This is a genomic window from Amycolatopsis antarctica (assembly GCF_002262875.1).
GTDB lineage: Bacteria > Actinomycetota > Actinomycetes > Mycobacteriales > Pseudonocardiaceae > Amycolatopsis > Amycolatopsis antarctica.
This window is the reverse complement of sequence record NZ_NKYE01000005.1, coordinates 107,908-120,679: the sequence shown is the minus strand read 5'-3', so window position 1 is coordinate 120,679 and position 12,772 is coordinate 107,908. Positions and strand designations below refer to the sequence as shown.

The 12,772-nt window shown below is 69.5% G+C and carries 12 protein-coding genes; 5 read left to right on the top strand and 7 right to left on the bottom strand.

Translation table 11 applies throughout. The features are described from left to right. Positions 1–68 precede the first annotated feature (68 nt). A complete protein-coding gene (locus CFN78_RS10240) occupies positions 69–551 on the bottom strand; it encodes a GtrA family protein (protein WP_094862472.1) in 483 nt (160 codons plus the stop codon). 151 nt (positions 552–702) lie between these two features. Between CFN78_RS10240 and CFN78_RS10235 the strand changes: the two genes are divergently transcribed. The 3 genes from CFN78_RS10235 to CFN78_RS10225 all read left to right on the top strand — a co-directional run bounded on the left by CFN78_RS10235 (position 703) and on the right by CFN78_RS10225 (position 3,582). Continuing rightward, a complete protein-coding gene (locus CFN78_RS10235; RefSeq protein ID WP_094862470.1) occupies positions 703–2,082 on the top strand; it encodes a decaprenylphosphoryl-beta-D-ribose oxidase in 1,380 nt (459 codons plus the stop codon). A gap of 31 nt (positions 2,083–2,113) precedes the next feature. After that, a complete protein-coding gene (locus tag CFN78_RS10230; protein WP_094862468.1) occupies positions 2,114–2,869 on the top strand; it encodes a decaprenylphospho-beta-D-erythro-pentofuranosid-2-ulose 2-reductase in 756 nt (251 codons plus the stop codon). Positions 2,870–3,042: 173 nt separating this feature from the next. Then, a complete protein-coding gene (locus CFN78_RS10225) occupies positions 3,043–3,582 on the top strand; it encodes a YceI family protein (protein WP_240519368.1) in 540 nt (179 codons plus the stop codon). 90 nt (positions 3,583–3,672) lie between these two features. Here CFN78_RS10225 and CFN78_RS10220 read toward each other — a convergent pair whose 3' ends face one another. From CFN78_RS10220 to glf, 3 genes are read right to left on the bottom strand one after another with little or no spacing between them, the layout of a single operon-like run. Next, positions 3,673–4,596: a decaprenyl-phosphate phosphoribosyltransferase gene (locus CFN78_RS10220; protein ID WP_094862465.1), complete on the bottom strand. Its 924-nt coding sequence runs from the start codon at positions 4,594–4,596 to the stop codon at positions 3,673–3,675. Further along, positions 4,593–5,120 (bottom strand): phosphatase PAP2 family protein, encoded by a 528-nt coding sequence (locus CFN78_RS10215; RefSeq protein ID WP_094862464.1) that lies wholly within the window; start codon positions 5,118–5,120, stop codon positions 4,593–4,595. The genes CFN78_RS10220 and CFN78_RS10215 overlap by 4 nt, the downstream gene beginning before the upstream one ends. Further along, complete coding sequence (gene glf / locus CFN78_RS10210; protein ID WP_094862692.1) at positions 5,113–6,336, bottom strand: UDP-galactopyranose mutase; 1,224 nt, start codon at positions 6,334–6,336, stop codon at positions 5,113–5,115. Before glf ends, CFN78_RS10215 begins: the two co-directional genes overlap by 8 nt. Positions 6,337–6,414: 78 nt before the next feature. On the opposite strand from glf, the gene CFN78_RS10205 reads away from it, so the two are divergent. Continuing rightward, complete coding sequence (locus CFN78_RS10205) at positions 6,415–8,391, top strand: DUF6541 family protein (protein ID WP_094862462.1); 1,977 nt, start codon at positions 6,415–6,417, stop codon at positions 8,389–8,391. Positions 8,392–8,680: 289 nt separating this feature from the next. On the opposite strand, the gene CFN78_RS10200 is transcribed toward CFN78_RS10205, so the two are convergent. Next, on the bottom strand, positions 8,681–9,571 hold the full coding sequence (locus tag CFN78_RS10200; protein WP_094862461.1) for an LLM class flavin-dependent oxidoreductase: 891 nt from the start codon (positions 9,569–9,571) through the stop codon (positions 8,681–8,683). A gap of 66 nt (positions 9,572–9,637) precedes the next feature. Between CFN78_RS10200 and CFN78_RS10195 the strand changes: the two genes are divergently transcribed. Next, the gene (locus tag CFN78_RS10195) at positions 9,638–10,450 is read left to right on the top strand and encodes an HAD family hydrolase (protein WP_094862459.1); all 813 of its coding nucleotides are present in this window, start codon (positions 9,638–9,640) and stop codon (positions 10,448–10,450) included. On the opposite strand, the gene CFN78_RS10190 is transcribed toward CFN78_RS10195, so the two are convergent. Next, the gene (locus tag CFN78_RS10190; RefSeq protein WP_094862457.1) at positions 10,447–11,196 is read right to left on the bottom strand and encodes a lysophospholipid acyltransferase family protein; all 750 of its coding nucleotides are present in this window, start codon (positions 11,194–11,196) and stop codon (positions 10,447–10,449) included. The two genes, CFN78_RS10195 and CFN78_RS10190, sit on opposite strands and share 4 nt — an antisense overlap. Positions 11,197–11,252: 56 nt before the next feature. After that, complete coding sequence (gene wsfD / locus CFN78_RS10185) at positions 11,253–12,758, bottom strand: glycan biosynthesis hexose transferase WsfD (RefSeq protein WP_094862455.1); 1,506 nt, start codon at positions 12,756–12,758, stop codon at positions 11,253–11,255. Positions 12,759–12,772 lie beyond the last annotated feature (14 nt).

Below are 12,772 nucleotides of genomic sequence, written 5' to 3'. Positions count from 1 at the left end.
ATGTCGCTGGCGGTGACCGAATCTACCGGGTCACCCGGACGCTGCTGTGCCGGTGCGTAGCTGGTCGCTCACGCCGCCGGCTCGGTGCGTGGCTCGCGGAACACGACCCACTTGAGCATGACGAAGTTGATCACGGTCGCGGTTGCCTGCGCGACGAACCAGGCGATGCCGTACTCCAGCCTGGACTCCGGCAGCAGGCTCAACATCAGCGCGTTCGTGCCGACGTTGACGAAGAACGTCACGGTGTAGAGCAGGACGAATCCGCTGATCTGCGCGGCTCCACCCTTGGCCCCGCCGGAGAAGGTGAACTTCCGGTTCAGGAAGTACGCCGTGGTGGTGCCGAAGATGAAGCCGATGGCCTTGGCCAGGTGCACCCAGAGACCCAGTTGCAGGCCCAGCGCGTAGATCCCGAGGTCGACGACGGCGCAGAAGCCACCGATCGACACGAACCGGAGGAGCTGCCCGACCAGGCCCGGCGAGGCCGCGGCCGAGGACGGAGGGGACGCCGAGGACGGCACTGCCGCGCTCGCCTGCTGGTCCGTGGCCACCACTGCACAACCTCGTCGGTCCGTTTCCGTTGACCACTGAAGTGTAGGAGCGTTCCGGAAACCCGCCACGAGAGGGTGCGACAGCGTCCGGTAAGGGGTTGACAGACGCGGGCCGTGGCGAACGATCCGCCGCCACGTGGCTACCCTGGGGCCGGTGAGCGAGGAAACCCCGAGAACGCACACCGAGACCCGCACGCTGGCCGGCTGGGCCCGTACCGCGCCCAGTACGGCGGAGGTGCTGAGCACCCCGGACCCGGACGTGATCGCCACGGCGGTGCGCCGGGCGGGCACCCGCGGCGTGATCGCCCGCGGCCTCGGCCGCTCGTACGGTGACCCGGCGCAGAACGCGGGCGGGCTCGTCGTCGACATGACGCCGCTGAACCGCATCCACTCCATCGACGCGGACAGCGGGCTCGCCGTGCTGGACGCCGGGGTGAACCTGGACCAGCTCATGCGCGCGGCGCTGCCGTTCGGCCTGTGGGTTCCGGTGCTGCCGGGCACCCGGCAGGTCACCATCGGCGGAGCGATCGCCAACGACATCCACGGCAAGAACCACCACTCGGCGGGCAGCTTCGGCAACCACGTCGTGTCGATGGAACTGCTCACCGCGGACGGCGAGGTGCGCACGCTGACCCCGGACGGCACCGAGTCGGACCTGTTCTGGGCGACGGTCGGCGGCATCGGCCTGACCGGGCTGATCCTGCGGGCGACCGTGCGGATGACCAAGACCGAGACCGCGTACTTCATCGCCGACCTGGACCGGACGGCGAATCTGGACGAGACGCTGGAACTGGTCAGCAACGGCTCGGAGAACGACTACACGTACTCCTCCGCCTGGTTCGACACGATCTCCACCGGCCCGAAGATGGGCCGCGCGGCCTTCGCCCGCGGCTCACTGGCGAAGCTGGACGAGCTGCCGAAGAAACTGCGGGCGAATCCGCTGAAGTTCGACGCGCCACAGTTGCTGACCCTGCCGGACGTGTTCCCGAACGGACTGGCGAACAAGCTGACCTTCGGCTCGATCGGTGAGCTGTACTACCGCAAGACGCCGAAGCAGGCGCGCGGCGTCATCCAGAACCTGACGGCGTTCTACCACCCGCTGGACATGTTCGGCGAGTGGAACCGGGCGTACGGCTCGAAGGGGTTCCTGCAGTACCAGTTCAGCACCCCGTTGAACGCGCACGAGGACCTGAGCCGCATCGTCGGCACGATCGCCGACTCCGGTCACGTCTCGTTCCTGAACGTGTTCAAGCAGATGGGCGAGGGCAACCGTGCCCCGCTGTCCTTCCCGCACCCCGGCTGGATGATCTGCGTGGACTTCCCGATCAAGGACGGGCTGAGCGCGTTCTGCCGTGAACTCGACGACGAGGTGCTCGCCATCGGCGGGCGGCTCTACACGGCGAAGGACTCCCGCACCACGCCGGAGACCTTCGCGAAGATGTACCCGCGGCTGGAGGAGTGGCGCAAGGTCCGCGACTCCGTCGACCCGGAGGGCGTGTTCGCCTCCGACATGTCCCGCCGCCTCGAACTCTGACCACGACCGCCCGCGACGGAAGTTGACTCCCGTGATCGACGCTGTAGGTAACCCCCAGTCCCTGTTGCTGCTCGGCGGCACCTCCGACATCGCGCTGGCGATCGCGGAGCGCTACCTCGCCGACCGTCCACTCCGGATCGTGCTGGCGGCCCGTCCGTCCGAGCGCCTGGACGCGGCCGCCGCGCGGCTGCGCAAGGCGGGCGGCGATGTGTCCACTGTGGACTTCGATGCCAAGGACACCGGCTCGCACCCGGCGATGATCGAGAAGGCGTTCGCCGGCGGCGACATCGACGTCAGCGTGGTCGCGTTCGGCCTGCTCGGCGACGCGGAACAGGTGTGGCAGGACCACGCGAAGGCGGTCGAGCTGGCGCAGGTCAACTACACCGCCGCCGTCTCGGTCGGCGTCGCCCTTTCCGAGCGACTCAAGCAGCAGGGGCACGGCTCGGTCGTCGCACTGTCCTCTGTGGCCGGTGAGCGAGTCCGCCGGTCGAACTTCCTCTACGGCTCCACCAAGGCCGGCTTCGACGGCTTCTACCTCGGGCTCGGCGAGGCGCTGCGGCCGCTGGGCATCAAGATCACCGTCGTCCGTCCCGGGCACGTGAAGACCAAGATGACCGAGGGCATGGACGAGGCCCCGCTCGCGCAGACCGCCGAGCAGGTCGCCGAGACCGCCGTCGACGCCGCCCGCAAGGGCAAGGAACTGGTCTGGGCGCCCGCCGCTTTCCGGCCCGTCATGTCGGCCCTGCGGCACGTTCCCCGCCCGGTTTTCCGCAAGTTGCCGATCTAAGGTTTTTGGCGCTCCGCCAAGGAAAGTGCCCTCCCGTGCCGGTCACGGGAGGGCACTGCCGCATCCGGGCGGAGTACACCCGCGCGGTGGATGCACCGGGACGTCCCGGCCGGACATGATGACGACGGGCCCGTATGTCCGGGCCCGCAGGCACAACCGCAGGGGGAACCACGTTGTCCAGCTCCACCGAGAACGCCACCGACCGGATCGACATCCCGCTGGCCGGGCGATACGTCATCGACACCGGCCGGTCCACGGTCGACTTCACCACCAGGCACCTGTTCGGTCTCGCCCCGGTGCGCGGATCGTTCTCGGTGCGGGACGGCCGGATCACCGTCACCGAACCGGTCTTCGGTTCCAGTGTCGAGGCGGCCGTCGACGCCACGAGTTTCCGCACCGGCAATTCGGCCAGGGACAAGGTGGTGCACTCCGGCCGCTACCTCGATACCGACCGCTACCCGGCGATCACGTTCAGCTCGATCGCGCTCAAGCAGTCCGGCACCGACTGGACACTCAACGGCACGCTCACCGTCCGCGAGGTCACCCGGCCGGTGGAGCTCGCGATCCGGCACGCCGAGTCCGGGGTGGACGGCCTGACGGTGCGCGCCGACACCCGGATCGACCGGACCGACTTCGGTCTCACCGCCCAGAAGGGCATGACCGGGCGGTACCTGGACCTGACGCTGCATCTGGCCGCGGTACCCGCGCAGTAACGCTCGCCGTCTCCGCCCCGGGAAGCGCCCCGGACACGACACTGCCGCCGATCCGATACGCCGGATCGGCGGCAGGAGCAGGTGTGGCGGCTACACGTAGAACGACACCGCGAGCGTCGCCACCCAGGCGACACCGAGCACCTGGAGCACCCGGTCGCGCAACGCGATCTCCTCCGGTTCGCCCGCGTTGCCGCCGTCGACGTCCACGGCGTAGCGCAGCACCGCCACGACGAACGGGATCATCGAGATGACCGGCCACACCGATCCGTCGGCCCGTTCCCGCAGCTCGAACGCCCACAGGCAGTAGGACATGATCAGGATCGCCGAGGACGTGGCCCAGACGAAACGCAGGTAACTGGCGGAGTACTTCTTCAGCGAGGAACGGATCTTGGCGCCCGTCCGCTCGAAGAGCATGATCTCCGCGTACCGCTTGCCCGCCACCATGAACAGCGAGCCGAACGCCGTGACCAGCAGGAACCACTGGGAGAGCGTGATACCGGCCGCGACACCACCCGCGATCGAGCGCATCAGGAAGCCGGAGCCGACGATCGCCAGGTCGACGACCGGCTGGTGCTTGAGGCCGAAGCAGTACGCGAGCTGCACGATCTCGTAGACCACCAGCACGATGACGAGCTGCCAGCTCGCGATCACCCCGATGGCGGCGCCGCCGAGGAAGAAGACCACCGCCGCCGCGTAGGCGACCGGCACCGGGACGACCCCGGCGGCGATCGGCCGCTTGCACTTCGTCGGATGCGCCCGGTCGGCCTCGACGTCGATCGCGTCGTTGATCAGGTACACCGACGAGGCGACCAGGGAGAACGCCACGAAGGCGACGAGCGCGTCCAGCAGGACGCCGCCGTTGCCGATCTGGCCCGCGGTGAACGGTGCGGCCAGCACCAGGACGTTCTTCACCCACTGCCGCGGACGCGCCGTTCGCACCACGCCCAGCGCGACACCGACCGGCCCCTTGCGGGGCGGGGTGTCCACCGTCGCGGGTTCGGTGATCTCGCTCATCGCCTACTCAGCTTCCTTCGCAGCAGCCCGCCGACCGTGGCGCCCAGAGCGGCACCCGCGAGCACGTCCGTCGGATAGTGCACGCCGAGGACCAGCCGGGAGGCCAGCATCGGCGGGACGAGCAGCGGCACCAGGTTGCGCCCCGTCATGCCCGAGTACAGCACCGCAGCGGCCGTGGTCGAGGTGGCGTGCGAGGAGGGGAAACTCAGCTTGCTCGGGGTGCCCACCAGTACCTCGACGGACGGATCGTCCGGACGCGGACGGCGGACGACGCGCTTGACCGCGATCGAGGCGGCGTGCGCCCCGACCACGCCCGCGGCGGCCGTCAGCCAGTCCTTGCGCCTGCGCCTGTCCACGGCGGCGCCGACCAGCCCGGCGGCGAACCAGCCCGCCGCGTGCTCACCGAAGTGGGAGAGCCCGCGGGCGGCCTTCACGCTCACCTCGCTCTTCAGCGCACCCTGCACGCCGGAGAGCAGCGCGACCTCACCGCTCACCGCCGGGGCGGATGCCTTGCGCTCAAACATCCAGCGACCCGTCGAGCGGCGCACCGTCGGCCAGGTGCGGGCCGATCTTGTTGTCGAAGACGGTCAACGCCGAACCGATCGCCATGTGCATGTCCAGGTACTTGTAGGTGCCCAGCCGACCACCGAAGACGACGTTCCGCTCGCGCGCCTCGTTCTTCGCCAGCTCGCGGTAGCGCTCCAGCATCTCCCGGTTCTCCGGGGTGTTGATCGGGTAGTACGGCTCGTCGTTCTCGTCGGCGAACCGGGAGTACTCGCGGACGATGACCGTCTTGTCCTTCGGGTAGTCCCGCTCCGGGTGGAAGTGCCGGAACTCGTGGATCCGGGTGAACGGCACGTCCGCGTCGTTGTAGTTCATCACCGCGGTGCCCTGGTAGTCGCCGGTCGGCACGACCTCGCGCTCGAAGTCCAGTGTGCGCCAGCCGAGACGGCCCGCGGAGTAGTCGAAGTAGCGGTCCAGCGGACCGGTGTAGACGGTCGGGGTGCCCGCGGGGATCTGCTCGCGGACGTCGAAGTAGTCGACGTCCAGCCGGACCTCGATGTTCGGGTGGTCCGCCATCTTCTCCAGCCACGCCGTGTAGCCGTCGACGGGCAGGCCCTCGTAGGTGTCGTTGAAGTACCGGTTGCTGAACGTGTATCGCACCGGCAGCCGGGTGATGATGTTGGCGGCCAGGTTCTTCGGGTCGGTCTGCCACTGCTTGGCGTTGTAACCTCTGATGAACGCCTCGTAGAGCGGGCGCCCGATCAGCGAGATCGCCTTTTCCTCGAGGTTCTGCGCGGCGTCCGTGTCGAACTCGCTGGCCTGCTTGGCGATCAGCTCGCGCGCCTCATCCGGGCTGTGCGACTTGCCGAAGAACTGGTTGATCAGCGCCAGGTTCATCGGGAACGAGTAGACCTGCTCGCCCACCTTGGCGAACACCCGGTGCTGGTAGTCGGTGAAGTCGGCGAACTGGTTGACGTAGTCCCAGACCCGCTTGTTCGAGGTGTGGAAGAGGTGCGCGCCGTAGCTGTGCACCTCGATCCCCGTCTCGGGCTCCTGCTCGGAGTAGGCGTTGCCACCGATGTGGCTTCGCCGCTCGAGGATCAACACCTTCTTCCCGGGCTGGCTGGCGGCTCGTTCGGCCACGGTGAGACCGAAGAAACCCGAACCGACTACGATCAGGTCGTAGCCGGCGAAATCGCCTTCAGTAATCTCTGCGGAGTTCGTGTGCGCGCTCACGGGCGCATACGGTACCGCCGCGCCGGAGTCGCACCGCACCGCCCATTCGATAAAGACGAGAAAACGAGCTAGGGACCCGTGCCAACACCGGACACGTTCTGGATCTACGCCAGCACGATCAGCCTCTATCTGGTCGTGCTCATGGTCCCTGGCCTGCTCATCGGGGTGGCCGCCGGACTACGCGGCTGGGTCCTCGCGGGGCTCGCCCCGCTGCTGACCTACACCGCCGCCGGGCTCGCCGGGCCCTGGCTGTTCGGACTCGGCCTGCCGTACAACGTGGGCACCGCGCTGGCGGTGACCATCCTGCTCGCCGGGATCGCGGGCGGGCTGCGCCTGCTGTCGGTACGCCGCGGCTGGGTCGTGCCGAGATCAGCCGACGACTCCTCGCACCCGCAGGTCGTCTGGTCCCGCCGAGCGCACGTGGTGGTCGCCGCCTGCGTCGTGCTCGCGACCGTGCTGTCGGTGATCGTGGTGCTCTCGGCGGCGGGCGGCACCACCGCCGTGTTCCAGCGCTGGGACACCGTCTTCCACGCGAACGGCATCCGCTACATCGCCGACACCGGCGACGGCTCGCTGTTCGGCATGGGCAGCGTCAACTGGTTCGACGAGGGTTCCTTCTACCCGAACGCCTACCACCTGGTCGCCGCGCCGGTGTACTCGCTCTCCGGTGCGTCCATCCCGGTCGTGCTCAACGCCGTCACGGTGCCGGTGGCCGGGATCTTCGCGCTGTGCATGGTGGCGATGGTGCGCCAGTTCGGCGGCCGGGCCGCGCTCGCCGGCGGCACCGCGATCGTCGCCGCCACGGCCACCACCGGCGCCTACGAGTCGGTCTCCAGCGGCCTGCTGCCCTTCGCGCTGGGCATCGTGCTGACGCCGGTCGCGGCCGTCGTCCTGCAGCGGTTCCTGCAGCGTCCCGGTCTGGACACGGGTTTCCTGTTCGCGCTGGCCGCCGCCGGGCTGTTCGCCTCCCACTCCAGTTCACTGGTCGGCGCGATCCTGTTCGCCGTGCCGCTGCTGGTGCAGCGCTGGTGGCGCAAGGAAGGCAGGATCCTGCCCGACGTCGCGCGGCTGCTCGCGGCGGGCGCGGTCGCCGGTCTGCTCGTCGCACCGCACCTGCTGGCCACGATCACCTTCTCCGCGGGCTCGTACCCCTACAACCCGTGGGCCTCCGACATCCCGGTCACCTCGGCGCTCGGCCAGCTTCTGAGCTTCCACCAGGTGCTGCACCATCCGCAGATGTGGCTGGCCGCGTTGCTGGTCATCGGGATCCTGGCGTTCCGCTCGCTGGACCGGATGCGCTGGATCGGGGCCTCGGCGTTGATCATGTCGACGCTCTTCGTGGCCGTCGCCTGCTATGGCGCGCATCCGTGGGTGATCGCGATGTCGCGGCCGTGGTGGAACGACCGGTACCGGCTGATGGCGCTGGCCGCGATCCCGCTCTGCCTGCTCGCCGGGCACGGCCTCGCCGAACTGCAGCGCTGGGCGGCCAGGGCGGCGTCGAACCTGTCCTGGGTGCGCTCGCGCGAGCACCTCGGCCGGGTCGCCGGGGTGGCCACCGCGGTGGTGATCCTGGCCGGGCTGGCCGTGGTGACCAACGGCTTCTACGCGAAGGTCAACGCGACGGCCGTGGCGTACGCGTATCACAACTACCCGGAGTCGGAGAACCGCGCGATCCCGGTGAGCAAGGACGAGGTCGTGGCGATGCGGGAGGTCGGCAAGCTGGCCGCTCCCGGCGAGATGGTGCTGAACGACCGCTACGACGGTACGGCCTGGGTGTACGCGATCTCGGGTGTGCGGCCGATCGCGGGCCACTACGACCCGAGCGTGCCGCCGCCGGACGCGACGCTGCTCGGCGACCACTTCCGCGACTACGACCGCGACCCGCGGGTGCGCGAGGCCGTCAAGCGGCTGAACATCCGGCACGTGCTCCTGGGCAGCAGCTCCATCAAGGTCGAGTACGAGCGCCCGGTGGGCCTGCGTGACCTGGAGGGCATGGACTTCCTGCGGCCCGTCTATCGCAACGCCGACGCGGTCGTCTACGAGATCACCCGCTGACCACCGGCGCCACGGACCGGCCCCGCGGACGAACAGGACCGGACGAAGAAAGCCCCCGTACGGCAGGCCGCTCGGCCGTGCCGCACGGGGGCTCACTGCTCCCCCAGCACCCCCGGGGCTCCCACCCCGGATCCGGCGACCCCCTCGCCGGTCCCCACCGCACCCTGTGAAATGCGGTTACACCAATCTCGACGCCGGCACCGGGCAAACGGTTTCCCTGCGTACGGACTATCACCCGAACGCACCAGCCGAGTACGTCGCAGTCCGTCCCAGCGGTGACCGAACGTCGCTAGGACGGCTCCTGCAGGCCTGGCAGCACGTCCGCGGCGATCTGTTCCAGGACGATCTCCCTGCCCGCGTACGGGCTGTCCGAACGCGGCCAGTGCACGGTGACGTCGGTGAAGCCGAGGTCCTTCGCCCGCCCGGCGGCGTCGGTGAACGCCTCGACACTGGTGAGCGAGTAGACGGGCGCGGCGTCCAGACTGAGATGCCGTTCGACGGTCGAGCCGTCCCTGCCCAGCTCGTCGAGGGTGCGGTCGAAGGTCGCGGACAACTCCGCGACGCCCTGCCACCACTCGTCCACCGTCTCGGCGGGACGGCCGGTGGTGAGCCAGCCCGCGCCCTGCCGGACGGCGAGCCGGATCGTGCGGGGGCCGTTGGCGGCGACGACGAACGGGGGGCGGGGACGCTGCACCGGTCCCGGCAGGTTCCGGGCGCCTCTCGCCGTGTAGTAGGTGCCCTCGTGGTCGTGCTTGTCGTGCAGCAGCAAGCCGTCCAGCGCCTCGACGAACTCGATGAACCGGTCGGCCCGCTCCTTGCGGCTGAGCTCCGGTTCGCCGAGCACGACGGTGTCGTACGCGGGGCTGCCGGTACCCGCGCCGATGCCGACCAGCAACCTGCCGTCGGCGACGTCGTCGAGGGTGATCAGCTCGCGCATGAACGAGACCGGGTGCCGGTAGTTCGGCGAGGAGACGAAGGTGCCCAATCGGATCGACCCGGTGACCATCGCGGCCGCCGTCAGCGTCGGGATCGCGCTGAACCACGGCCCGTCGACCAGTGACTTCCAACCGAGATGGTCGTAGGTCCAGGCGTGGTCGAAGCCGAACTCCTCGGCCGCACGCCACTTGGGTTCGGCCGCCCACCAGCGGTCTTCCGGGAGAATCACGATGCCTACGCGCACAACCGCCCACGCTAGCGGTGCGCACCGACACGTTGGTCAACGGGCGGGGTCAGGGATGATGGGGCGGTGGACAGACCTCAGCTGATCGCCTCCGACGTGGACGGCACCCTGCTCAGCCCGCTCGAACGCCTCGAACGGCGCACCCTCGACGTGATCGGCAGGGCACAGGCCGCCGACGTCCCGTTCGTCCTCGCCTCCGGCCGTCCGCCGCGCTGGATCCCGCCGATCGCCGCGCCCGCCGGGCTGACCGGGTACGCGGTGTGCGCGAACGGGGCGGTGCTCTACGACATCGGCGCCGACCGGGTCGTCTCCGCCCGCACCCTGGACGCGGTGCTGCTCGGCGACATCGCCACCGCGCTGCACACGGCGCTGCCCGGCTGCCAGCTCGCGGCCGAGCGCGTCGGGGAGTCCGCGCGCGATCCGGAGGTGCACAACCTCATCGTCGAGAACGGCTTCTTCAACCCGTGGGGTGACAGCGAAAGCCACTCCGCGCCGCGTGCCGAGGTGCTCGGCCACCCGGCGGTGAAGCTGCTGGTGAGCCTGAAGGGGATGCGCTCGGCGGAGATGGCGGAGGCGGCGTCGGCGGTGCTGGACGACTCGGTGGACGTCACCTACTCCACCGGTCTGGGGCTGATCGAGGTCTCCGCGCACGGCGTCACGAAAGCGGTCGGGCTCGCCGAGGTCGCCGAACGGCTCGGGGTGGACCGCAGGCACACGATCGCGTTCGGCGACATGCCCAACGACACGGCGATGCTGCGCTGGGCCGGGCACGGGGTGGCGATGGCCAACGCCCACCCGGAGGTGCTGGAGATGGCCGACGAGGTCACCGCGCCGAACTCGGAGGAGGGCGTCGCCCAGATCCTCGAACGCTGGTTCTAGGCGCGGTCGTCCCGGGGCGGCCGGGCGTCCAGTTCGGCGGCCTCCTCCGGCGTGGGCGCGGTCCCGCCGAGACGGGCGGGCAGCCACCAGCGGTCCTCCTCGCCGGACGGGGTTTCCGGGTAGTCGGCCTGCACCTGGTCGAGCAGCGTGCTCATCCGCGTGCGCAGGTCCTTGGTCAGCGTCTCGGTGTCGTCGGTGGGCGTGGGGCGCAACGGCTCACCCGCGCGGATCAGGATCGGGACGTGGCGCTTGGTCAGCGTGCGCGGCCTGCCCTTCGTCCACAGCCGCTGCGTGCCCCACAGGGCCATCGGCACGACGGGCACGCCCGCCTCGGCGGCCATCCGGACGGCGCCCGACTTGATCTCCTTGACGGTGAACGAACGGCTGATCGTGGCCTCCGGGAACACGCCGACGATCTCGCCTGCCCGCAGCCGCGCCACCGCCTCGTCGTAGGACGCCTTCCCGGCCGCGCGGTCCACCGGGATGTGGTGCATGCCGCGCATGAGCGGGCCGGCGATCCGATTGTGGAAGATCTCCTGCTTGGCCATGAAGCGCACCAGCCGCTTGGCGGGCTGCGCGCCCAGACCACAGAACAGGAAGTCCAGGTAGCTGACGTGGTTGCAGGCGATGACCGCGCCGCCGGTGGCCGGGATGTTCTCGATGCCCGTCACCCGCAACCTGTTGTCCAGTACGCGGAACATCGTCTTGGCCGCCAGCACGACGGGCGGGTACACGAACTCAGCCATGCGGCCAGGCTACGCGACCGTAGGTTCGGCGGGCGTTTCCGCGAACGCCGCGAAGGTCACGCCGCGGGCTCGGTCTCCGGCACCGTCCGGGCGTCCGGTGGCGCCGGTTCCCCCTCGGGCTCGGGTGGGCGCGGCCGCAGCAGCAGGCTGCCCGCCGCGAGCACCACGCCGAACAGCGTGCAGAACAGCGCGATGCTCTGGTGCTTGACGTTCTCGATGCCGTCACCGAGCCCGCCGAGCAGGTACTGACCGCCCGCGATCGCCAGCACGAACAGGATGACGACGCCGACCTGCCGTCTGCCCACCCTCGGCCGCCAGGCGCGCACGGCCGCGCACGCGGTCAGCACCCAGATCGGCAGCAGCACCCACAGCCCCAGCGGCGCGATGAACGCCGTCGCACCGGAGAGCACCGGCACCCGGTACTCCAGCGTCAGCGGCGGATAGCCGGCCTCCCGCGGAAAACTGGCCAGGTATTCGGGTCGCGCGGTGAGCAGATCGGTGGCGGCGCGATCGAGGATCTGGACCGTTCGCGCGGGATGTTCGGCGAGGTACTCGACGACGTTGCGGCGGCTGATCTGGTCCCGGTACCGCGGGTACTCCGGATCGAAGCGTGCCGGATTCGGATGCCACCAGCCGTTCGCCGCGTATCGGGAGAACGATTCGGGAAGCCCGAGTGCCGCGAGATCCGCTTCGGTGTCGTGCTGCCCGTCGAGAATCGACATGAAGATCGTGTTGAACATGTTGATCTCGCGGGTGTCCGCGCCGGGACCGGTGTCCTCGTCGAGCGGCGGCTGGACGTTCAGCGACGCGTTCAGCACGGCCGCGAACACCAGCCCGGCGGGCGCCCAGCGGGCGATCCCGCGAGTCCCCTGCGGGCGGATGAAAACCAGTGCCAGCAACAGAACCGGCAGGATCATCAGCGTCTGCACCTTGGCGTTGACACCGATGATTCCGCCGCCGACGGTGACCGCCATACCGAGATAGCGCCACCAGCCGGGGCGGGACATCAGCAGCATTCCGCCGGCCATCAGCGTGATGCCGATGAACGCGGGCCCCTCGCCGAGCACGGACGCGAAGTAGCCGAAGAACGCGGAATCGGCGAGCAACAGCAGCAGGCCCGCGGAAATCGCCAGCCTGCATCGCATCGAGAACGGAATGCCGAGTGCCACGAAAGCGACGGACGCGGCGACCAGAACGCTGCTGAGAACGCCGACGATGACGAGATTCACCGAGGACTCGGTACCGATCACGCGGCCGATCCACTGCGCGGCACGGACGAACCAGATCTGGCTGAGGAAATAGTCGGACTCGCAGCCGGTGATCGCGTCGAAATACTCGGTACGGGCGTAGTCCTGCGAGCCGTCGCTGTTCCAGATGATCCCGGCACCGCACAGCACCCGTTTGCCGTCGCCGTTGTCGGCGGCGCTGATCGCTCTCGGCACGAGGAACCGGATCAGCAGCAAGGTCAGCGAGACCGCGAACACGACAAGGCCCAGGCCGAGCTCCCGGCCCGTACCCGATCTTCGCGCGCGTCCGCTCGCGGTGTCCCCCTGCTGTGGCATCAGCTCAGGGTAGC